Annotated in this window: 23 protein-coding genes and 1 tRNA gene; 10 read left to right on the forward strand and 14 right to left on the reverse strand. The window is 64.0% G+C overall.

Features of this window, described 5'->3' with window-relative positions:
• Positions 1–61: 61 nt before the first annotated feature.
• Both ACVWZ4_RS17585 and trxB read right to left on the reverse strand, forming a co-directional pair.
• Positions 62–985 (reverse strand): LysR family transcriptional regulator, encoded by a 924-nt coding sequence (locus ACVWZ4_RS17585; protein ID WP_027534296.1) that lies wholly within the window; start codon positions 983–985, stop codon positions 62–64.
• A 5-nt stretch (positions 986–990) separates the two neighbouring features.
• Positions 991–1,956 (reverse strand): thioredoxin-disulfide reductase, encoded by a 966-nt coding sequence (trxB, locus tag ACVWZ4_RS17590; protein WP_456699550.1) that lies wholly within the window; start codon positions 1,954–1,956, stop codon positions 991–993.
• 267 nt (positions 1,957–2,223) lie between these two features.
• Between trxB and ACVWZ4_RS17595 the strand changes: the two genes are divergently transcribed.
• Complete coding sequence (locus ACVWZ4_RS17595; RefSeq protein ID WP_027551801.1) at positions 2,224–2,703, forward strand: Lrp/AsnC family transcriptional regulator; 480 nt, start codon at positions 2,224–2,226, stop codon at positions 2,701–2,703.
• Between the two features lie 10 nt (positions 2,704–2,713).
• Here ACVWZ4_RS17595 and ACVWZ4_RS17600 read toward each other — a convergent pair whose 3' ends face one another.
• From ACVWZ4_RS17600 to ACVWZ4_RS17615, 4 genes are all read right to left on the reverse strand, one after another.
• Positions 2,714–3,109: a DoxX family protein gene (locus tag ACVWZ4_RS17600; protein WP_456737318.1), complete on the reverse strand. Its 396-nt coding sequence runs from the start codon at positions 3,107–3,109 to the stop codon at positions 2,714–2,716.
• Positions 3,110–3,241: 132 nt separating this feature from the next.
• Positions 3,242–3,715 carry a transcription elongation factor GreA gene (gene greA, locus ACVWZ4_RS17605; RefSeq protein ID WP_018318257.1) on the reverse strand — a complete coding sequence of 158 codons (474 nt, stop codon included), beginning with the start codon at positions 3,713–3,715 and terminating at the stop codon, positions 3,242–3,244.
• Between the two features lie 209 nt (positions 3,716–3,924).
• Positions 3,925–7,389, reverse strand: a complete 3,465-nt coding sequence (gene carB, locus ACVWZ4_RS17610; RefSeq protein WP_456699549.1) for a carbamoyl-phosphate synthase large subunit — start codon at positions 7,387–7,389, stop codon at positions 3,925–3,927.
• Positions 7,390–7,531: 142 nt separating this feature from the next.
• A complete protein-coding gene (locus ACVWZ4_RS17615) occupies positions 7,532–8,701 on the reverse strand; it encodes an MFS transporter (RefSeq protein ID WP_456740836.1) in 1,170 nt (389 codons plus the stop codon).
• Between the two features lie 113 nt (positions 8,702–8,814).
• Here ACVWZ4_RS17615 and ACVWZ4_RS17620 point away from each other — a divergent pair, with 113 nt between their 5' ends.
• Positions 8,815–9,186 carry an ArsR/SmtB family transcription factor gene (locus tag ACVWZ4_RS17620; protein WP_456737320.1) on the forward strand — a complete coding sequence of 124 codons (372 nt, stop codon included), beginning with the start codon at positions 8,815–8,817 and terminating at the stop codon, positions 9,184–9,186.
• 113 nt (positions 9,187–9,299) lie between these two features.
• Here the strand turns inward: ACVWZ4_RS17620 and ACVWZ4_RS17625 are convergent.
• Positions 9,300–9,375 (reverse strand) — tRNA-Ala (locus tag ACVWZ4_RS17625).
• 54 nt (positions 9,376–9,429) lie between these two features.
• Entirely contained in the window at positions 9,430–10,131 is a 702-nt protein-coding gene (locus tag ACVWZ4_RS17630) for a class I SAM-dependent methyltransferase (RefSeq protein ID WP_456699546.1), read from the reverse strand.
• Between the two features lie 105 nt (positions 10,132–10,236).
• Between ACVWZ4_RS17630 and ACVWZ4_RS17635 the strand changes: the two genes are divergently transcribed.
• Positions 10,237–10,761: a Dps family protein gene (locus ACVWZ4_RS17635; protein WP_456699545.1), complete on the forward strand. Its 525-nt coding sequence runs from the start codon at positions 10,237–10,239 to the stop codon at positions 10,759–10,761.
• 142 nt (positions 10,762–10,903) lie between these two features.
• Here ACVWZ4_RS17635 and ACVWZ4_RS17640 read toward each other — a convergent pair whose 3' ends face one another.
• On the reverse strand, positions 10,904–11,425 hold the full coding sequence (locus ACVWZ4_RS17640; protein ID WP_456699544.1) for a cupin domain-containing protein: 522 nt from the start codon (positions 11,423–11,425) through the stop codon (positions 10,904–10,906).
• A 118-nt stretch (positions 11,426–11,543) separates the two neighbouring features.
• Complete coding sequence (gene carA, locus ACVWZ4_RS17645; protein WP_456740837.1) at positions 11,544–12,734, reverse strand: glutamine-hydrolyzing carbamoyl-phosphate synthase small subunit; 1,191 nt, start codon at positions 12,732–12,734, stop codon at positions 11,544–11,546.
• Between the two features lie 231 nt (positions 12,735–12,965).
• On the opposite strand from carA, the gene ACVWZ4_RS17650 reads away from it, so the two are divergent.
• Positions 12,966–13,421, forward strand: coding sequence for a GatB/YqeY domain-containing protein (locus tag ACVWZ4_RS17650; protein ID WP_456740838.1), 456 nt, complete (start codon positions 12,966–12,968; stop codon positions 13,419–13,421).
• A 254-nt stretch (positions 13,422–13,675) separates the two neighbouring features.
• Positions 13,676–14,674, forward strand: a complete 999-nt coding sequence (locus ACVWZ4_RS17655) for an epoxide hydrolase family protein (protein WP_456740839.1) — start codon at positions 13,676–13,678, stop codon at positions 14,672–14,674.
• 18 nt (positions 14,675–14,692) lie between these two features.
• On the opposite strand, the gene ACVWZ4_RS17660 is transcribed toward ACVWZ4_RS17655, so the two are convergent.
• Together ACVWZ4_RS17660 and ACVWZ4_RS17665 are read right to left on the reverse strand one after the other, a co-directional pair.
• On the reverse strand, positions 14,693–15,205 hold the full coding sequence (locus ACVWZ4_RS17660) for an SRPBCC family protein (protein WP_456737322.1): 513 nt from the start codon (positions 15,203–15,205) through the stop codon (positions 14,693–14,695).
• A gap of 87 nt (positions 15,206–15,292) precedes the next feature.
• Positions 15,293–15,607: an ArsR/SmtB family transcription factor gene (locus ACVWZ4_RS17665; protein ID WP_456705084.1), complete on the reverse strand. Its 315-nt coding sequence runs from the start codon at positions 15,605–15,607 to the stop codon at positions 15,293–15,295.
• Positions 15,608–15,724: 117 nt separating this feature from the next.
• Here ACVWZ4_RS17665 and ACVWZ4_RS17670 point away from each other — a divergent pair, with 117 nt between their 5' ends.
• The 3 genes from ACVWZ4_RS17670 to ACVWZ4_RS17680 are packed head-to-tail and all read left to right on the forward strand — an operon-like array spanning position 15,725 to position 18,385.
• Positions 15,725–17,170: an LVIVD repeat-containing protein gene (locus ACVWZ4_RS17670; protein WP_456740840.1), complete on the forward strand. Its 1,446-nt coding sequence runs from the start codon at positions 15,725–15,727 to the stop codon at positions 17,168–17,170.
• 2 nt (positions 17,171–17,172) lie between these two features.
• Complete coding sequence (locus ACVWZ4_RS17675) at positions 17,173–17,718, forward strand: hypothetical protein (RefSeq protein WP_456740841.1); 546 nt, start codon at positions 17,173–17,175, stop codon at positions 17,716–17,718.
• Positions 17,719–17,767: 49 nt separating this feature from the next.
• Positions 17,768–18,385, forward strand: a complete 618-nt coding sequence (locus tag ACVWZ4_RS17680) for a LysE family translocator (protein WP_456705083.1) — start codon at positions 17,768–17,770, stop codon at positions 18,383–18,385.
• Positions 18,386–18,428: 43 nt separating this feature from the next.
• On the opposite strand, the gene ACVWZ4_RS17685 is transcribed toward ACVWZ4_RS17680, so the two are convergent.
• On the reverse strand, positions 18,429–19,235 hold the full coding sequence (locus ACVWZ4_RS17685) for an N-formylglutamate amidohydrolase (RefSeq protein WP_456740842.1): 807 nt from the start codon (positions 19,233–19,235) through the stop codon (positions 18,429–18,431).
• 90 nt (positions 19,236–19,325) lie between these two features.
• On the opposite strand from ACVWZ4_RS17685, the gene ACVWZ4_RS17690 reads away from it, so the two are divergent.
• A complete protein-coding gene (locus ACVWZ4_RS17690) occupies positions 19,326–20,234 on the forward strand; it encodes a transglutaminase family protein (protein ID WP_456740843.1) in 909 nt (302 codons plus the stop codon).
• Positions 20,235–20,280: 46 nt separating this feature from the next.
• Positions 20,281–20,679 carry a gamma-glutamylcyclotransferase family protein gene (locus ACVWZ4_RS17695; protein ID WP_456699535.1) on the forward strand — a complete coding sequence of 133 codons (399 nt, stop codon included), beginning with the start codon at positions 20,281–20,283 and terminating at the stop codon, positions 20,677–20,679.
• A gap of 70 nt (positions 20,680–20,749) precedes the next feature.
• On the opposite strand, the gene ACVWZ4_RS17700 is transcribed toward ACVWZ4_RS17695, so the two are convergent.
• Complete coding sequence (locus ACVWZ4_RS17700; protein WP_456740844.1) at positions 20,750–21,313, reverse strand: chlorite dismutase family protein; 564 nt, start codon at positions 21,311–21,313, stop codon at positions 20,750–20,752.
• Positions 21,314–21,466 lie beyond the last annotated feature (153 nt).

Genomic DNA, 21,466 nt, shown 5'->3' on the forward strand with positions numbered 1-21,466 from the left:
AGTATGGGCTTGGCGAGCGGTATGCAGCAACAGCCGAGGCCGCATGTCAGTCATGCGGAAATCAGGACGGCCAACGCTGCGCCTTGCTCACCACGAAGTCGCGGAACACCTGCACGCGCGCCACGGTCTTCAGTTCTTCCGGATACACGAAATACGTATCGAGCTGGATCGAGTCCGACTCGCCGAACAGTTGTACGAGGCGGCTCTGTTCTTCGATCAGATAATCCGGCAGCGCCGCGATGCCGAGGCCCTGTTGACAGGCGCGCACGAGGCCAAGGATGTTATTGACCCTGAAATAGGCTTCGCGCGGACCCGAGCCGTTGCGGCCGGCTTCGACCAGCCAGTTGCGGTTCTGCAGATGCGGCGCGAAGTTGCCGTCGGAGAGCGTGATGATGCGGTGGGAGTCGAGCTCCTCCAGCGTCCGCGGCGTGCCGAAGCGCTTGATGTAGTCGGGGGAGCAATAGGCGTGAAAGCCCATCGCGAAAAGCTTGCGCTGGATGAGATCCGGCTGCGTCGGCTTGCGGGTGCGGATCGCAACGTCGGCCTCGCGCATCGACAGGTCCAGTTCCTCGTCGGTCACGATGAGCGAGATCCGGATCTCCGGATACAGCGCGGTGAATTCCCCGAGCCGCGGGATCAGCCAGTTGATGCCGACGCCGGGCGTGGTGGTGATCTTGAGATCGCCGCTCGGCCGCTCGCGGCTGTCAGTCAGTTTCGCGCGCGCCGCCTGGAGCTGCATGAACACGTCATGGGCGGTGCGGAACAGGAGGTCGCCTTGTTCAGTGAGGATCAGGCCGCGGGCGTGGCGGTGGAACAGCGAGACCGAGAGCTCCTGCTCCAGCGCCGAGACCTGGCGTGAGACCGCTGATTGCGACAGGCCGAGTTGCTCTCCCGCATGCGTGAAGCTGCCCGCTTCCGCCGCCGCGTGAAACACCTTCAGCTTGTCCCAGTCCATATCCGTAAATCCGTCGCGTGTTCGGGGCATGATCGTTATTCCGCTGCCGCGCGCTCGCTGGCGCGCAGGGCCAAGAAACGTTCGGCCTCGAGCGCTGCCATGCAGCCGAGGCCTGCGGCCGTCACGGCCTGGCGATAGGTTTCGTCGGCGACGTCGCCGGCGGCGAACAGGCCGGGGATGGACGTCGCGGTCGAGTTCGGAGCAACCTCGACATAGCCCGACGGTTTCAGCTTGATCTGGTCTTTCACGAGCTCGGTCGCCGGCGCGTGGCCGATGGCGATGAAGACGCCGTCGGTCTTCAAATCCGTCAGCGTGCCGGTCTTGACGTTCTTCAGCCTGATATGGGTCACCTTGTTCGGGTTCTCGGTGCCGCAGATCTCGTCGACGGCGGAGTCCCACACCACCTTGATCTTCGGGTGCTTGAACAGACGTTCCTGCAGGATGCGCTCGGCGCGGAAATGGTCGCGACGATGCACGATGGTGACCTGCGAGGCATGGTTGGTCAGGTACAGCGCTTCTTCGACCGCGGTATTGCCGCCGCCAACCACCACGACCTCCTTGTTGCGGTAGAAGAAGCCGTCGCAGGTGGCGCAGGCCGACACGCCGCCGCCCTGGAATTTGAGCTCGGACGGCAGCCCGAGCCAGCGCGCTTGCGCGCCGGTGGCCAGGATCACGGTCTCGGCGAGATAGACGTCGCCAGAGTCGCAGGTGAGGCGGAACGGCCGCTGCGAGGTGTCGAGCTTGACCACGAGGTCGGAGACGATCCTGGTGCCGACATGGACCGCCTGCTTCTCCATCTGTTCCATGAGCCAGGGGCCCTGGATCACGTCGGCGAAGCCCGGATAGTTCTCGACGTCGGTGGTGATGGTGAGCTGACCGCCCGCCTGGATGCCCTGGATCAGGATCGGCTCGAGCATCGCGCGCGCGGCGTAGATCGCGGCGGTGTAGCCGGCGGGGCCGGAGCCAATGATGACGACCTTTGCATGAACAGGAGCGGACATTTCGATGGACGCCTTTCACGGGGGATTTGCAGCGCGCGCGCGGAACGGGCCGGGAGGCCTCGCGGAGGCGCTGAAATATCAGGGCTAATCTAAGCCTTCTGGTGAGCTATGCAAGAATTGCATTCCCTGTCGGCGGATTTTTCCAACAAGGAACAAAAGTCGATTGCGCTGCACGCGCAATAAAATTGCTCATTTCTCCTGGACTCGGCTATGAGGATTGCGACAGACCCATTCGATACCGCCGGTAAGGCCAGGAGTTCCAATCACGTGTCGCGGAACCTAGACGAGATCGACCTCAAAATTCTCGCCGAGATTCAGGCCGACGGTCGAATCACCAATGTCGAACTCGCCAAACGGGTCGGTATTTCCCCCCCGCCGTGCTTGCGCCGGGTCCGGGCGCTGGAGGAGGAGGGCTATATCCACGGTTACCGGGGGCTGCTGGATGCGCGAAAGCTCGGTTTCGACGTCACGGTATTTGCCGCAGTGCACCTCTCCAGCCAGGCGGAAGCGGATTTGCGTGCCTTCGAGCAGTTCGTCCGCGCCGAACCCTTGGTGCGCGAATGCTGGATGCTGTCCGGCGAGGTCGATTTCATCCTGAAATGCGTCGCGCCCGACATGGCCACCTTCCAGGACTTCGTGACGCACCTGACCGCCGCGCCCCATGTGCGCAACGTGCGCACGTCGCTGGTGCTGCACAATTCGAAGTATGAAGCGGCCGTGCCGCTGGACGTGAAGGGGCGGCGCTAGAGACGACGAGTCAGCGCCGCAGCGCATCCACGCTGATCGGGCCGCCACCGGCGACGGCGAGGAAGAGACACGCAAAGCACAGCACGATCGCCAGCGCACCGTCGTTGACCACGGGAAAGAAGCTGTGCGGCAGATGTTCGATGAAATAGGCGAAGGCCATCTCACCGGAAAGGATGAAGGCGGCCAGCCGCGTGAAGAGGCCGATCATCAGCAGACCGCCGAGCACGAATTCCAACATGCCGGCAACGCCCCAAAGCGATAACGGCGCGACGTCGGAAAACATCTCCACCGGGGGAAACTTGAACAGCTTGGCGACACCGTAGTGAAAGAACATTAGCCCGGTGACGAAGCGGAAGAGGCTGAGCAGATAAGGCTGACTCTGTGCGGCAATGCGATCGATGTCCATCGTGTCCTCCCATCCCCGGACGGCAGCGGCGAGCATGACGAAGGACGGTGCGGTCCACAATTGCACACCGAGCATATCGCGAAACAGAAAAAGCCGCGCAGAGCGCGGCTTTTCAGGCAGCTTTCGAGTGGATTACCGCCACTCCACCTTGGTGATCTCGTACGCCTTGGCACCGCCGGGCGCGTTGACCTCGACGGTCGAGCCCTTTTTCTTGCCGATCAGCGCGCGCGCCAGCGGCGAGGTGATGGAGATGCGGCCCTTCTTGGCGTCGGCCTCGACCTCGCCGACGATCTGCCACACCGTCTTCTTCTCGGTGTCCTCGTCGACCAGCGTCACGGTGGCGCCGAACTTGATGGTGTCGCCGGAGAGCTTGGAAATGTCGATGATGTCGGCGCGCGCGAGCTTGTCCTCCAGCTCGGCGATGCGGCCCTCATTGTGGGACTGCTCCTCCTTCGCGGCATGGTATTCCGCGTTCTCGGACAGGTCGCCGTGCGAACGCGCCTCCGCAATATGCTCGATGATACGCGGACGGTCCTCGGACTGGCGCTTCTTCAATTCTTCCCCGAGCGCGGCAAAGCCGCTCGCGGTCATCGGAACCTTTTCCATCTCTTCTCTCGTCCTTCGGCTGCGCGCCCGCCCAGCGGAGGGCGCGGCAGCCTTGATTCGTCAGTCTGTCCGGGGGCTGAACACGCCGCCGCCGGAGCGTTATGTGGGTCTGGCGCCGGAACAGAACAACCACATGGCCGGACAGTTCCTCCGGCCATTGTGGCTTCATTGCCAGTCACTTAGCGGAAACTTTGACTTCCCGCTCGCGATCAGGTTTCCGAAAAGTAGCTCTGCAGGGTCCGAACCTCAAGGTCCCCGCCCAGATAGGCGCGGATGCCCTGCGCGGCCGCCACGGCCCCGGAAAGAGTGGTGTAATACGGCACTTTATGCAAGAGGGCCGCACGCCGCAGCGAACGGCTGTCGGCGAGCGCCTGCGGGCCTTCGGTGGTGTTCAGGACGAGCTGGACGTCGCCATTGGTGATGGCGTCGACGATGTGTGGCCGTCCCTCCAGCACCTTGTTCACCTTCTCCGCCGGGATGCCTTGATCGGTCAGGAAGCGCGCGGTCCCCGAGGTCGCCAGCACCTTGAAGCCGAGCGAATGCAGCTGGCGCACGGCTTCGGCGATACGAACCTTGTCGCTCTCGCGCACCGAGACGAATACCGTGCCCTTGCGCGGTACCCGCGTGCCGCCGCCGAGCTGGCTCTTGGCAAAGGCGACGGCGAAGGAGCGGTCGATGCCCATGACTTCGCCGGTCGAGCGCATCTCCGGACCGAGCACCGTGTCGACGCCGGGGAAACGGGCGAACGGAAACACCGATTCCTTCACGCCGACATGCTTGAAGTCGGCCTTCTTCAGCTTGAAGTCGGCGAGCTTCTCGCCGGCCATGATGCGCGCCGCGATCTTGGCGACCGGCGTGCCGATCACCTTGGCGACGAACGGCACCGTGCGCGAGGCGCGCGGATTGACTTCGAGCACGTAGATTTCGGCGTCCTTGATGGCGTATTGCACGTTCATCAGGCCGACGACGTCGAGGCCGAGCGCGAGCTCGCGCGTCTGCCGCTCCAGCTCCGCGATCATCTCGGGCTCGAGCGAGTGCGGCGGCAGCGAGCAGGCGGAGTCGCCGGAATGGATGCCGGCTTCCTCGATGTGCTCCATGATCCCGACGATGAAGGTATCCCTGCCGTCGCAGAGGCAGTCGACGTCGATCTCGGTGGCGTCGGACAAATAGCGGTCGAACAGCAGCGGGTTCTTGCCGAGCACGGTGTTGATCTGCCCGGTCTTGTCGTTCGGATAGCGCGCCTTGACGTCCGCCGGCACCAGCTCCGGCAACGTGCCGAGCAGATAATCGTTGAGCTGGTTCTCCTCGCGGATGATCTGCATCGCGCGGCCGCCGAGCACGTAGGATGGGCGCACCACCAGCGGCAGGCCGAGATCGGCGGAGACGAGGCGAGCCTGCTCGACCGAATAGGCAATGCCGTTCTTCGGCTGCTTCAGGCGGAGCTTGTCGAGCACGCGCTTGAAACGGTCGCGGTCTTCCGCAAGGTCGATCGCATCGGGCGAAGTGCCGAGGATCGGCACTTCGGCGGCTTCCAGGGCGCGCGCGAGCTTGAGCGGGGTCTGGCCGCCGAACTGCACGATGACGCCATGCAGCGCGCCCTTCGTGCGTTCCTTGGCGATGATCTCCAGCACGTCTTCGGCGGTCAGCGGCTCGAAATAGAGCCGGTCGGCGGTGTCGTAGTCGGTCGACACCGTTTCCGGGTTGCAGTTGACCATGATGGATTCGTAGCCGGCGTCATGCAGCGCGAAGCAGGCGTGACAGCAGCAATAGTCGAACTCGATGCCCTGGCCGATACGGTTCGGGCCGCCGCCGAGGATGATGACCTTCTTCTTGTCGGACGGCGTGCTCTCGTCGGCGGCGCTGCCCGCAAACGGCGACTCGTAGGTCGAGTACATATAGGCGGTGGGTGAGGCGAATTCGGCCGCGCAGGTGTCGATGCGCTTGTAGACCGGACGGACGGCGAGGGCGTGACGCTTGGCCGTCACCTCGGCTTCCGTCGTCTGGGCAAGCACGGCGAGCCGCGCATCGGAAAAGCCCATGGCCTTGAGCGTGCGCATGCCGAAGGCATTGCCGGGCAGGCCGTGCTTCCTGACCTTGTCTTCCATGTCGACGATGCCGCGCATCTCGCCGAGGAACCAGGGATCGATCTTGCAGGAGTTGAAGATGTCCTCGTTCGACCAGCCGAGCCGCATGGCTTGCGCGACCTGGAGAATGCGGTTCGGCGTCGGCGTGCCGAGCGCGGCGCGGATCGCGTTCTTGTCGTCGTCGCGGCCCAGGCCCTCGATCTCGATCTCGTCGAGGCCGGTCAGCCCGGTCTCAAGCCCGCGCAGCGCCTTCTGCAGGCTCTCCTGGAAGGTGCGCCCGATCGCCATGACCTCGCCGACCGACTTCATCGAGGTGGTCAGCGTGGAGGAGGCGCCGGGGAATTTCTCGAAGGCGAAGCGCGGGATCTTGGTCACCACGTAGTCGATGGTCGGCTCGAACGAAGCCGGCGTCGCACCGCCGGTGATGTCGTTGGCGATTTCATCGAGCGTGTAGCCGATCGCGAGCTTGGCCGCGACCTTGGCGATCGGGAAGCCGGTGGCCTTCGAGGCCAGCGCGGACGAGCGCGACACGCGCGGATTCATCTCGATCACGACCATGCGGCCGTCTTCTGGATTGACGCCGAACTGCACGTTTGAGCCGCCGGTCTCGACGCCGATCTCGCGCAGCACCGCCAGCGAGGCGTCGCGCATGATCTGGTATTCCTTGTCCGTCAGCGTCAGCGCCGGCGCCACCGTGATGGAGTCGCCGGTGTGCACGCCCATCGGGTCGAAATTCTCGATCGAGCAGACGATGATGCAATTGTCTTTCTTGTCGCGCACCACCTCCATCTCGAACTCTTTCCAGCCGAGAACGGATTCCTCGATCAGGACTTCGTTGGTGGGGGACGCATCAAGACCGCGCTCGATGATGTCGAGGAACTCTTCCTTGTTGTAGGCGATGCCGCCGCCGGTGCCGCCCATGGTGAAGGACGGGCGGATGATCGCCGGCAGGCCGATCTCGGACAGCGCCATCATGGCCTGGCCGAACGCGTATTCCTGGTAGCGCTTGCGGCGATCGCTCTCGCCGAGCGTCCATTGCCGGTCGAGCTCTTCGAGCGCAGCGCCCGACAGCTTCTCGCGTTCGGCGTGGTATTTGTCGCGGAAGGATTTCTTGAGCTCGGAGGCGTTGGCGAGACGCGACTTGGGCGTCTCGAGCCCGATCTTGGTCATGGCCTCGCGGAACAGCTGGCGGTCCTCGGCCTTGTCGATGGCATCGGCCGTCGCGCCGATCATCTCGACGTCGAACTTTTCCAGCGTGCCCTGCCGGCGCAGCGACAGCGCGCAATTCAGCGCGGTCTGGCCGCCCATGGTCGGCAGCAGCGCAAAGCCGCCGGGAACCACGTGACGTTCCTTCTCGATGATCTTGGCGACGATCTCGGGCGTGATCGGCTCGATATAGGTCGCGTCGGCCAATTCCGGGTCCGTCATGATCGTGGCCGGATTGGAGTTGACGAGGACGATGCGATAGCCCTCTTCCTTCAGCGTCTTCACCGCCTGCGTGCCCGAATAGTCGAACTCGCAGGCCTGGCCGATCACGATGGGACCGGCGCCGATGATCAGGATGGTGGTGATGTCAGTACGTTTGGGCATCAACTCTCGCCGAAGTCGGATTTGGGCACAAAAAAAGGGCGCGCTGCTGCGCGTCCCTTTGGCCGAGAGCGCGGTGGTCTCCCTCGCGCGCGGGTGGGTCTTAGACCAGTTTTCGGGGCGGCGAAACCCCGAAAAACGCCCATCAACCGGCAATTTTGACGGGTTTTGGCCGCGCCTGCCAGCCTCGGGCGAGATGCACCAGAAGCGACGCCGCAACGCTTGATCCACCGATCCAGCCGAGGTCGTTTGGCGAGAGGGTCGCCAGCACCGTGCCGCCCAGCGCGCCGCCAATGGCGAAGCCGAGATACATCGCGGAAGCGTTGAGCGAGAGGGCGATCATCGAGGCCTGCGGCTCGATCCGGATCAGGCTCGCGATCTGGGCTGGATAGAACGCCCAGCCCGAAATGCCCCAGAGGAAGATCGCGCCCAGCACCGCATAGTGCGCCTGGGCGGGCATCAGCTTCAGCACCAGCGAGTGCAGGATCAGCGCGCCGGCCATGCCGCAGAGCCCGAGAGCTGCGGTTGCGAGCGTTCCGAGCCGGTCCGCAAGCACACCGCCGAGCATGTTCCCGATCGCGGCCGCGCCGCCGAACACCAGCAGGGCAAGGCTGATTTGCGAGGCATCGAAGCCGAGGCCGCGCAGCGGCACCGCGAAATAGGTGAATACGGTGAAGCCACCGAGCGCCCATAAAATCGTGATGAGCAGAGCGATCAAAACATTGCTGTGACGTGCCAGCGCCAGCCGTTCGCTGAGGGAGGCCGTGTTGCGCGGCAGGCCGCGGGGCAGGCCGAGCAGCAGGCCGGCGAGCGCGGCCGCGCTGATCACGGCGACCATCGCAAAGGTCGCGCGCCAGCCGAACAGGCTGCCAACGAGATTGCCGACGGGGACTCCGACGACGGTAGCGATGGTCAGGCCCGAGGTGACCAGCGCCACCGCCCGGCCACGCCGTTCGGGCGAGGCGACCGCAACCGAGACGGCGAGCGCCGTCGGCATGCACAGTCCGGATCCCAACGCCATCAGCATCCGCGAGGCCAGCAGCAGGGCGTAGTTGGACGCCACCACTGCCGCGACGTTTCCGGCGATGAAGGTCGACAGCGCGAGCGCCAGCACCATTCGGCGGTCGATGTTGTTCAGCGTCACCGCGAGGATCGGCGAGCCCACGGCATAGGTGAGGGCGTATGCGGTGACCAGTTGGCCGGCGGCGGCGACCGAAATCGAGAGATCATTGGCGATCGCCGGCAAAAGCCCAGCAATGACAAAGCCTTCGGTGCCGATCGCAAAGGCCGCGAGGGCCAGCCAGATGACGCTCATCGGAAGCAATCCTTATGTTCAATGATTATTGAACCATCGAACATGGCGATTTAGGAGTCAATTGGTTCAAGAACTATTGAACATCCCGGTGTTATCGCTATGATTCGGAAATCATGAGCCGCACGCTTCCCCACCCCACCCGCGAGCAGATCGAACTGCCGCTGGTTCTGGATTGTCTGAGCGATCCGATCCGATTGGCGATCGTTTATCAGCTCGCCCAGCAGGAACGTGTCAGCAGCGAGCTTCGCTGCGGCGACTTCAATGGGCTCTCCGCCAAGTCGAACCTCACCTATCACTTCGCAAAGCTGCGCGATTGCGGGCTGATGCAGACGCGTGTGGCAGGCACGAACCGCTTCATGCGGCTGCGCCGCGACGATTTGGAGGCGCGCTTTCCGGGCCTGCTCGATGCGGTGCTGAAGTCAGCGGCGAAGGACGCGGAGCGGCTAAAGCTGGTTGCGGAGTGCGATGCGGTTGAGGCGGACTGAGCCGCGGGGAGGGAGTCCGTCTTCGCTTGCGCTGCGCTCCAGCTACGCCGGACACGCTTCGCCCCTTCGGGTCTTGCTGGCTGCGCCACGCGTAGCCCCGAAAGGGCGAAGCGTGGAGACCCGGCCTGGATTTGAACCAGGATGAAGAGCAATGCACTGCTCTCGCGTAGACGCTTCCGCCACCGGGCCGCGGCGATCATGTCCGATCGGGGTGCGACAAGCCACCTCAGGCGGTGGTTATGCTTAACGCACCAGTGGCGGCCTTGCGATGAAGGTCATACGCCAGCGGTTGTGGCCGATATTGGTGTTGGCGCGTTGGCTGGCGAAGCCGGCGGCCTTGAGCTTGGCGGTGATCTCGTCCTCGCTGTAGCGTTGGAGACCGATGCGCGTGCGCAGATGACGGTAGTCTGATAGCGCGGTGCTGACCAACCCGATCAATGCATCCTTCAAAAAGCCGTGACGCAGGCCGAACGAGAGCAGCGCCGTCACGTCCCTGACCATGCCGACCTGGGGCTGGAGGATATCGCCGAGCACGAGCTTGCCCGATGGCTTCAAAATCCGCCTGATATTGAGGAGCGCGGCATCGAGCTCCTCCGCCGTCATGTATTGCGCGACCGAGTTCATCACGACGAGGTCGATGGACTGGTCCTGCATCTTGCGGACGTCGTCGAGCGAGCGGACGCGGATCTTGGTGTTCGGGGCAAAGCGCGCGATCAGCCGGCCGCGCACGCCGGGCGCGGGCTCGGCCAGGATCAGCTGGCCGCAGGCCGACGCCACCTGGCTCGCAGACAGCGCCTCGCCGCAGGCATAGTCCAGCACGGTCGCCTCCGGCGAGGTGATGTAACCGATGATGTCCCGCGCGATGATCTGGAAGTGCAAGTCGCGATGCAGCTTGCTGACATAGATCGTATGCGTCGAGTCGTAGTAGTCGATCCAATCGTCCATAGTGTCCCGCCCAACGGTTCCCCAAGGGGGAACCGCGTTGCCTGCCTTGCGTTAGGGGTGCGACGGCCCGCCGTCAACGTCTGCGTCCTAACAGGAAGGTTTCCCGTGAGCAAAGCCCCCAGCAAGGTCTCGCCCGATCTCGACACCCCCACCGATCTCCCCGCGGCGGCAACCAAGAAGGTTTCGGAAGCGCTCAACGTGCTTCTGGCCGACGCGTTCGCGCTGTATCTGAAGACCAAGAATTTCCACTGGCACATCAGCGGCCGGCATTTCCGCGATTATCACTTGCTGCTCGACGAGCAGTCGGACCAGATCTTCGCCACCACCGACCAGCTGGCCGAGCGCGTCCGCAAGATTGGCGGCACCACGCTGAGGTCGATCGGCCAGGTCGCCAAGCTCCAGACCATCAAGGACAACGACGACGATTACGTCCCGCCGCGCGAAATGCTGCGCGAGTTGATGCAGGACAACAAGCATGTCGCGGCGGCGATGCGCAAGGCGCACGAGGTCTGCGACGACGCCGGCGACGTCGCCAGCGCCAGCATTCTGGAAGTCTTCATTGACGAGACCGAACGCCGGACGTGGTTCTTGTTCGAGGCGACGCGGCAGGAGGGCGGCAACGAGGCATAAGGGCGCGCTGCCGTAGGGTGGGTTTGCCCTGCGATAGCGCAAAGCGCAATCGCAGGGCGTAACCGACCTCTTCTGTTTCCGCGGATAAATACCGTGGTGGGTTACGCCTTCGGCTAACCCACCCTACGGCACCGTCTTTGTCCTATCGCCACAACCGCATCAGCGCGCCATGCTTGCCCGTCACCGGGTCGGCTGGCGGCAGCGCCACCTCTGGAATCGTCTTCAGCGCCTTGGCGTGGTTCTCCGGCGTCGGCCGCGTGATCTCCATCTTGCTGCCCGGCGGATAGGCGCCGATCACGCAGAAATCATCGCTCGCCTTGATGCACTGATGCCCCGTGCCGGCGGGCAGGATCACGACATCACCGGCCTTGATGTCCAGCTCCTGGCCGTGATCGCCGCCGAAGCGAACGCGGGCGTGGCCGCGCGCGACACCGAGCACCTCATGCACCGTCGCGTGATAGTGCAGATAGTCGTAAACGCCATTGCGCCAGGTGCCGCCCCAATCGTTGGTCGCGAACAGGTTTTCGATGGCCTGTTCCGGCTGCTTCGGATCGAGCGCCACCGCGCCCTGGTAGACCAGGAACGGAAGGATGTTGTTCGGCACGCGCCCGTCGTCCTCGAACACGATGGCAAGCGGCTCGGCGTTGTCGCGGACGACGGACATGGCAGGGCTCCCGCGCGAAAGTGACAGGAATTAACGGCGCGGGTGAAACGACGTTCCTTTGACGAAAAAGCCCGGGACATGGCCCGGGCTCGATCTCGTCGTCCTGCTCACGTGCGCCTTACGCGCTCTTCTTCTGCCGCATCAGGTCGGCGAAGCGCTGGAACAAATAGTGCGAGTCGCGCGGACCCGGTGAGGCCTCGGGGTGGTACTGCACGGAGAACACCGGCTTGCCGTCGAGCTGGATGCCGCAATTGGATCCGTCGAACAACGAGATGTGGGTCTGCGTCGCGCCATCAGGCAGCGTCGTCTCGTCCACGGCAAAGCCGTGGTTCATCGAGGTGATCTCCACCTTGCCGGTGGTCTCGTCCTTGACGGGATGATTGGCGCCGTGATGGCCCTGATGCATTTTCTTCGTCTTCGCGCCGACTGCGAGGCCGAGCATCTGGTGGCCGAGACAAATGCCGAAGGTCGGCGTGCCCGACTTGATGACGTCCTTGATCACAGGCACGGCGTACTTGCCTGTGGCGGCCGGATCGCCCGGACCGTTCGACAGGAACACACCATCCGGCTTCATCCCCAGAATGTCTTCGGACGAGGTCGTCGCCGGCACCACCGTCACCTTGCAGCCGACGCCGGCGAGCAGGCGCAGGATGTTGCGCTTGATACCGTAGTCGATCGCGACGACGTTGAACTCGGGCTTCTCCTGGCGGCCAAAGCCCTTGTCCCACAGCCAGGGCGTCTCATCCCAGGTGAAGCGCTGGCCGGAGGTGACCATCGGCACGAGGTCCATGCCCTCGAGGCCCGGCCATTCGCGCGCTTCCTCCTTGAGGCCATGCATGTCGAACTCGCCGTCCTTGGCGTGCGCGATCACGGCGTTGGGCATGCCCTTGGAGCGGATCAGCGCAGTCAGCGCCCGGGTGTCGATGCCGGAGAGGCCGATGATGCCGCGTGCCTTCAGCCACTGGTCGAGATGCTTGGTGGCGCGGTAATTCGAGGGATCGGTGATCGCAGTGCGCAGGATCACGCCGCGCGCACCAGGCGTCGCGGCCATGTTCACGGTCTCGATGTCTTCCTCGTTGGTACCGACATTGCCGACATGCGGGAAGGTGAAGGTGATGAGCTGGCCGGCATAGGAGGGATCGGTGAGGATCTCTTCATAGCCGGTCATCGCGGTGTTGAAGCAGACTTCACCGACCGCGTGGCCTTCGGCGCCGAGACCAAAGCCTTCGAGCACCGTGCCATCGGCAAGCACGAGGAGCGCGGTCGGTTTGTGGTCCGGCCAGGCAGGATCGTTGTCATGTTGTGTCATGAGCCCGCTTCATAAGGCCCCCACGCCCCCCCGTCAAAGCGGGAAACGGCGGATTCACATGCGTTTTTGCATATTTGACGGGCCGCTTCAGGCACTTAGGCTGGCTCGAGAAATTTTGGGCAATTTTGCCCGCCGGCCGGGAAACAATGAACCGCTCGTGCAAGGTTCGGTCTGGCCTCTTTCCGGCGAACGGCCTAGATCAGGCCTCGGATATTCGAAGGGATCACGATCATGCTGCGCGACGACATCAACAATGCGGTCAAGGAGGCCATGAAGGCCAAGGACGAGCGCAAGCTCTCCACGTTGCGCATGGTCAATTCGACCATCAAGAACGCCGACATCGACGCCCGCGGCCAGGGCAAGCCGCCGCTCTCGGACGCCGACCTGCTCGCCGTGCTCCAGAAGATGATCAAGCAGCGCCAGGAGGCGGTCGAGCTCTACGACAAGGGGGGCCGCGCCGAGCTGGCCGCGCAAGAGCGCGAGGAGATCGCAGTGATCTCGGCGTACCTGCCGAAGCAGATGTCGGAGGATGAGGTGCAGAAGGCGATCGCAAACGCCATCACTGAAACCGGGGCCGCCGGCATGAAGGACATGGGCAAGGTGATCGCGGCGTTGCGGGCGAAATACGCCGGACAGATGGATTTCGGCAAGGCATCCGGTCTCGTGAAGGCCGCGCTGTCGGGCTAACCGCTTCCCCTCCCCCGGAGGGGGACGGTCGATCGCGGAAAGCGCGAGCGGGGTGGGGTGATCTCTCCATTCGGGCTCCGCTTCCGGGGAGAGACTCTCACCCCACCTCGGTTCGCATGCCGCTTCGCTCGATGCGAACCGATCCACGAGCGAGCTACGCTCGTCTCGGACCCCTCCAGGGGAGGATGAGTACCTTTGTCGCGGCTCCGATCCGGTCTAGTCTCTTCGACAAGAAGAACAAGAGGAGGCCGCCGATGACCGCCGTCAAACCGTTCCGTATCGCGATCAGCGACGACGTCCTTTCCGACCTCAAGTCACGCCTCGCCCGCACGCGATGGCCCGAGGCCGAGCTGGTCGACGACTGGAGCCAGGGCGTGCCGCTGAAATGGATCCAGGAGATCTGCGCCTATTGGGCCGACGGTTACGACTGGCGGGGGCGCGAGGCAAAACTCAATCGCTTCGATCAGTTCATCAGCGAGATCGACGGGCTCGATATCCACTTCCTGCATGTCCGTTCGAAAGAGGCAAACGCGCTTCCGCTGATCATCACCCATGGCTGGCCCGGCTCGATCGTCGAATTCCAGAAGGTGATTGCGCCGCTGGTCGATCCCGCCGCGCATGGCGGCAATCCCGAAGATGCCTTTCACGTGATCTGTCCCTCGCTGCCGGGCTTTGGCTTCTCCGCAAAACCCAAGAGCACCGGCTGGGGCGTCGACCGCATCGCCGCGACCTGGGCGAAGCTGATGGACCGGCTGGGTTACGCGCGCTACGGCGCCCAAGGTGGCGATTGGGGCTCGGCGGTGACGACCTCGCTCGGCGCACAGGACGCCGAACATTGCGCCGGCATCCACATCACGCTCGCCTTCAACACGGCACCGAAGATCGAGGGTGAGCCGACAGGGGAAGAGAAGCGCGCGCTCGCCGGCCTCAAGCATTATGTCGATCTCGACTCCGGCTATTCCAAGCAGCAAGCGACGCGGCCGCAAACGCTCGGCTATGGCCTGACGGATTCGCCGAGCGGGCAGGCCGCCTGGATCCTGGAGAAATTCTGGGCCTGGACCGACTGTGACGGTCATCCCGAAAACATCTTTGACAAGGACGAGCTGCTCGACAACGTCATGCTCTACTGGACCACGGCGACGGCGACGTCGTCCGCGCGGCTGCTGAAAGGTCCGATGCTCGGGATCTTCGTGATCGACCGAGGCCTGTTCGCGGCCAATCTCGGCGTGGCCCCTCTGCTCGCATTGCGGTGACGGTGGAGATTGCCGCTTCTATGGCGTCTCAATTCCCATCGCCTTGAGCGCATCCAGCATCCGCTGCGGCGGCCCGAGCTTGACGACGAGCGGCTTGCCGGTCTCGAGCAGGCTCTTGAGACTGGACAGGATCGCGGGCCAGCCCGATCGGCCGCCCGACAATATATCGTCGCTGAGCGGACGATCATGGCCTTCGCTCATGGTGAGCCGCACGGCATCGCCCACCTGCTCGATGTCGTAGCTCACGAGGGTTGGCCCCAGTTTCTCGATCAGCTCGGGCCAGTTGACGTTGAAGGTCACTGCGAGCTTGCGCGGCGGATCGTAGGCGAGCACCTCGCCGCTGATATGCAGGGCGCCATCGGGCGTGCGCACGATGAAGGCGCCCCCAGGCCGCGGCTCGACCTCGACGGCGTTGCCGAAGAAGTACTGCTTGCTGAACTCGGCCGAGGTCAGTGCCTCCCACACCTTCTCCGGCGTGGAGGCGATGTAGATGGTGTAGACGGTCAGCGGATTGAACTGATCGAGATTCATTTTGCGTCGAACCCGTCGTTGAGCGCCGTGCGCGGAATGGTGGGCAACTGGCTGTCCTCGATAGAGGTGACATAGACGAATCGCGGCCTACTCATCGCGCTTCTCCAGCTGGCGTTTCAATTCGCCGAGTGCGGCGAGCTTGCCGCGCTCGAATTTCCTGATCCAGCGCTCGCCGATCTGGTGGATCGGCACCGGGTTGAGATAGTGCAGCTTCTCGCGGCCATGCCTGATCGTCGTGACCAGATTGGCCTCTTCGAGGATGACCAGGTGCTTTGCCACCGCCTGGCGCGTCATCTCCAGGCCTTCGCAAAGATCGTTCAACGTCTGGCCGTTCCTGGCGTGAAGCCGGTCCAGCAGCGACCGTCGCGATGCATCGGCGAGCGCTTTGAAGACTTCATCCATGTCAGCCATAAATAAGCAACCAAATGGTTGCATGTCAAGATGATGTCTTTGGCGCGTGCAGATGGCTGTGCTAGCCTCGTATCTCAGCCAACGCAGATTGGTTCCGGGAGGACTTTGATGTTCCGTTGCGTCCTGACTGCTGCCGCCCTCGTCCTTTTCGCCGGCAGCGCCTTGGTCCACGCACAGAAGCAGACGATCGGGGCGCCGCCCGAGGCGTCCAACATGAAACTGGTCGGCACCAACGATCTTCAGGCGCGAAGCGCCTATCAGCCGACCATCCATCATCAGGGCGACCGCTGGATCGCCTATATCGGCCACCACGGCGGCACCGATGACGTGCCTGATCCCGTCAATCCGATGACCGGGCAAGCGGAGCCGAACGGGACCTCGATCGTCGATGTCACCGATCCCGCGCATCCCAGATATCTCAGGCATCTGCCGGGCCAGCCAGGCAAGTACGAATCAGGCGGCGCACAGATGGTGCGGGTGTGCGATGGCAAGGGCTTGCCGAAGGCCGATCCCAACGCGGTCTACATGCTGCGCACCTTCGGCAGCGAGGCGCATGAGATCTGGAATGTCGCCGACCCCGCCAATCCCGTGCTGGTCACGCGCCTCGGTGGCTTGAAGGACACGCACAAGAGCTGGTGGGAATGCGACACCGGCATTGCCTATCTCGTTTCGGGCGCGCCGGACTGGCGCACGAGGCGGATGACGCAGGTCTATGATCTCTCCGATCCCGCCCATCCGCAAAAAATCCGCGACTTCGGCCTGCCCGGCCAGGAGCCCGGCTCGACCGGCGCGGTGCCGACCGAACTGCACGGGCCGATCTCGACCGGGCCCGCAGGCAACCGCGTTTATTTCGGCTACGGCACCGACAAGGCCGGCATCTTGCAGATCGTCGATCGCGAGAAGCTCCTGAATGGGCCGAAGGAGCCGACGCCGGACAATCTGCGCTCTCCCGAGATCTCGCGGCTGCCGATGTCCGCGTTCAACGGCGCGCACACCACGTTTCCGATGCTCGACATGCCCGTCGCCGAATTCGCCGAGGACAAGGACGGCAAGACCCGCGACATCGTCATGATCGTCGACGAGGCGATCTTGAACGAATGCGGCGAAGCGCGGCAGATGGTGTGGTTCGCCGACGTCACCACCGAGATGCGGCCCATGATGATCTCGAGCTACACCGTGCCGGAGGCCAGCGGCCAGTTCTGCCAGCGCGGCGGCCGGTTCGGCTCGCACTCCTCGAACGAGAGCATGGCGCCGGTCTATTACAAGAAGATGGCCTTCATCGCCTTCTTCAATGCCGGCGTGCGGGCGCTCGACATCCGCGATCCCTATCATCCCAGGGAAGTCGGCTATTTCATCCCGGCGATCACGCAGGCGACCGACAAGCGCTGCATTCCGGTCGAGGGCGGCGAACGCTGCAAGGTCGCGATCCAGACCAACAATGTCGAGACCGACGAGCGCGGCTACATCTATATCGTCGATCGCGCCAACACCGGCCTGCACATTCTCGAGCTGACCGGGCCGGCCCGCGCCGTCGCCGGCCTGCCGAAGAACTGACGATGCGGCCCGCGGCGGCATTCGCGCTCGTCCTTGCCGCACTCGGCGCATCGGGCGTCGGCGCCTATCAGCTCGCGTCACCGCAAGCGCAAACCTCGGAGCATTGGCGCGAGCTCGCCTGGCCGTTCCCGCGCGACGGCTGGCCTGCCGGCCGCGCCTTTCGTTGCGGGGGCGGTGCTTGCGACGGTGCCGAGCTCTACGTCCGCGCCAAGCGCGGCTTCTGTAACTGCGAGAGCGGCGTTGCCGATGATGATGAGATCGATCGCGTTGCCGACATCGATCTGATCACGCCGCGCTTTAGCGCCACTGCGCCGGGTGAGGCGGTGCACATGGGCGAGATGCATGGCCGTGCGCGGCACTACGATCTCGCCACCCATGAGGCGGCGAGCCACGCCGCCATCGGCGTCGCGCTCTCACGCCGCTGCGATCTCTTGGTCGTGGCGGTGCAGGGGCGTGGCGAAGCCGGCGCGATGCAGCATGCCGCGCTCGTGTTCCTGCGCACACCGGAGATCAAGGCGTGGGCGACGGCGGCGCTGGACGGAAAGTGAGTGCCATGCATTAATGCAGGCAAATCGCCATCAGCGAGTTCTCCCCATGATGTCCATGCAAGCCTATCTCGCCTTTGTCGCCGCCTGCATTGCGCTCGCGCTGCTGCCGGGGCCGATCGTCACCATCGTCATCGCCAACGGCCTGCGCCACGGCACGCGCGCGGCGCTGACCAACATTCTCGGCGTGCAGATGGGCTTGTTGATCGCGATCGGCGTCCTTGCGGTCGGCCTCACCACGCTGATGGCGACGATGGGCTATTGGTTCAACTGGGTGCGCTTTGCGGGCGCTGCCTACCTGGTCTGGCTCGGCATCAAGCTGATCCGCTCTCCGGTCGAGGGCGTCTCCGTTGATGAGCCGCCGCCGCCGCCTCGAGGTGGCTTTCTCTTGCAGGGCTTTGTCGTGGCGTTGTCGAACCCGAAGCTGCTGGTGTTCTTCGGCGCATTCATTCCGCAGTTCATGGACATGAGCAAGGATCAGCTGTCGCAGGTCCTGGTGCTCGGGATCACCTTCATGGTGCTTGCCGGCATGACGGACGGGATCTATGCGCTGCTCGCCGGTCAAGTCCGCGGCTTTTTCTCGGCCCGCCGTACCCGCATGGTGTCGCGCGTCTCCGGCGGCTTCATGATCGGCGGCGGCATCTGGCTGGCGCTGATCCGGGCCAGATGAGCAAGGGCAAGTAAGCTGTCGCGCCATCAGGACGGCGCGGCGGCTAGCCGGCCAACAGCCCCGGCTTCAGCTCCGTCTCGATCTCCGCAAAAATCCGCGCCAGGCGTTCGGCCCATTGCTGCTGGCCGGATTGATCGGCGATCAGATCCTGGCGGATCTCGATGCCGGTGTTGACGAGACCTCTCGCCTCGCCGTGAACGGGGATCGTGTAGTCGGTGAGATCGCTTGCCGCATAGGGCTCGTTGTCGCCGACGACGAGGTCGCCCTCGCTACGCAGATGTTTCAGCAGGAGTTTGGGCAGCACGGTGTCGCGGTTGTAGAGGGCGCCGATGTGCCAGGGCCGCGCGACGCCGGCATAAACGGGCGTAAAGCTGTGCAGCGACACCAGCATCGTCGGCCGCTTGTCACGCAGGCGGCTGTCGATCACAGCGTCGATGCGCTGATGATAGGGATCGAAGATCTCGCGCCGGCGTGCCGTGCGCTCGCTCTCGGAAATGCCTTCGTTGCGCGGGATCGCCGTCGCCTCCGATATCACGGGAATCGAGCTCGCCACGCCGGGCGGGCGGTTGCAGTCGATCACGAGGCGCGAATAGCGCTGCGCGATCAGATGCGCGTCGAGCATGTTGGCCATCCGTTCGGCGACGCCGGCGATGCCGATGTCCCAGCCGATATGCCGCGATAGCTCGCTTTCCGATATACCGAGATCGCCGAGCGCGCGCGGTAGAATGCGGCCGTAATGGTCCGATGTGAGCAGGAAGGGCGATGTCCCCTCCGCATTCACCTCATGCACTGGCGGAATATCGCCTTCTCCAAGGAGTTGATCCGCAGCCCCGGCTGTGTTGAAAGCCATCCTGATTGCCTATCGATAAAGCAGTCGCCCCGGACATCGGGCATACGATCGACAACTCGGTCTGCCCAACATCACCATGATCTGCCGACGATGCCGCTGCTGACGATTCATCACAAGACCGAATATCGCTACATCAGTCCCGTGGCCTTCGGCGAGCACAGGTTTATGCTGCGTCCAAGCGACGGCCATGATCTGCGCGTGCTCGACTCCAGGCTGAAGATCTCGCCCGAGCCGATGTCGTTGCGCTGGATTCACGACGTATTCGGCAATTCCGTCGCGATCGCCGATTTCGACGCGCGCGCGGATCGTCTGGTTTTCGACTGGCATGTCACCGTCGCGCACAATCCGGTCGAAGACTTCGCGCTGACGCCTGACGATCCCGCCTATTTCTATCCGTTCGTCTATGACGATGCGGAATTGCCCGATCTCGTCCAGTACATCACGCCGCAATACGCCGATCCCGAGGGCAAGATCGCGGCATGGGCGCGTAGCTTCGTCGATGAGGATGTGCCGTCGCCGACGTTCGCGATCCTGAGCCGCATCACCCACGCCATCCGCAAGCAGTTCGAATACCGCAGGCGTCACGAGCCGGGCACGCAAGCCCCGTGCGATACGTTGCGATGGGGCACCGGCACCTGTCGCGATTACGCGCTGTTCATGATCGAGGCGCTGCGCCGGCTCGGCATCGCCGCGCGCTTCGTCTCCGGCTACGTCTTCGTGCCCGATGACATCGCGCAGCGCCATGTCGGCGGCGGCTCGACCCATGCATGGGTGCAGGTCTATTTGCCGAGCGCGGGCTGGATCGAGTTCGATCCGACCAACGGCATCGTCGGCACCCGCGATCTCATCCGCGTCGCGGTGGCGCGCGACCCGCAACAGGCGATCCCGCTGCACGGCGTCTATATCGGCGCCCGGGACGCTTTCGATGTCATGGACGTGAGCGTCCGGGTGGTCTCGGCCGCGGAGCGCAGCGAGGAGCTGGAAGCGGCGGCTCTCTAGATGGAGCTGCTCGCAATGACGGCCTGGAGAGTCTATAGAACCGCCCATGACCTCCGATCGTCTCTTCGTCTACGGCACCCTGATGCGCGGCTTCGATCATCCGATGGCGCGGCTGTTGGCGCAGCATGCGGATTTTCTGGGCGAGGCGAGCTGCCGTGGCCGGCTCGTTCTGGTGAAGCATTATCCGGGACTGCTGCTGTCCGACGCGCCGACCGAGCGCGCGTACGGTGAGCTCTTCCGCCTGCGTGCGGGGGATGAGCTCCTGCGCGAGCTCGACATGTACGAGGCCTGCGGCGAGGGCTTTCCGGAGCCGACGGAATATCTGCGCATGCTGATCGACGTGACCGGCGCCGATGGCGCCACGGAGAAGGCTTGGACCTATGTCTACAACTGGCCGGTGATCGGCCTGCCGCCCATCGCCTCCGGCCGCTTTCTGGAGCACTAACAGCTTCTGTCTTCACCTCGCCCCGCATGCGGGGAGAGGTCGGATTGCATCGAAGATGCAATCTCGATCATCAAGCCGACAACACTTCCTTCACGACGCGCACATCGACCTCGCGTTCGACATAGCTCCATTCCTCGGTCTCCCTGAGCATCCCCACCAGCTCCTCGAACAGCGAGGCGTGCGCGGGCGCGAATTCGAACCAGGTCAGGAAATCGAAGGGCTCGCCGAGATCGCGGCAGTGATAGAGCTGGCGCGCGATGGCGGGCAGGAAGCGAAGGCTGCTCGCGATGTGGTGCGACTTGTCTTCGAATATCTTGCGCCGCTCTTCCTGCGTCAGCCCCCACCACGCCTGCGATTTGCGGATCGGGATCAGTGCCGCGCAGGTCGCCTCCCACCGGCCGAGGCCGGCCTGCACGCTCTCGAGCTGCTGCTGCTCGGGCCGTTCGGTGTAGCGCAAGTTGCTCGGTGCCCCGACCAGGCGCCACGCATTGCGCGAGGGCACCAGCGGCAGCGCGACGGCGTCGCCGTCGATCACCGACAGCGCCGGCATGAAAGGCAGGGGCTCGCCCGCGACAGGCGAGATCGAGGTCACGCGCCAGCCCCCGCTCTGGCCGCCCCGAAAGGTCCTGAACATGACCCATGGAAGCGTGGAACCGGACGGGGTTCAAGCCTTTCCACACCCTGTGCATAGGTCGAATAATCCGGATAACCCGCGCAAACCTGACTTCTGGGCTGGCCGCACCTATATCCCTGATCCCTTCGCCCGACTCACTCTGGATTGCGCTAC

The sequence above is a fragment of the Bradyrhizobium sp. USDA 4472 genome (assembly GCF_054058595.1).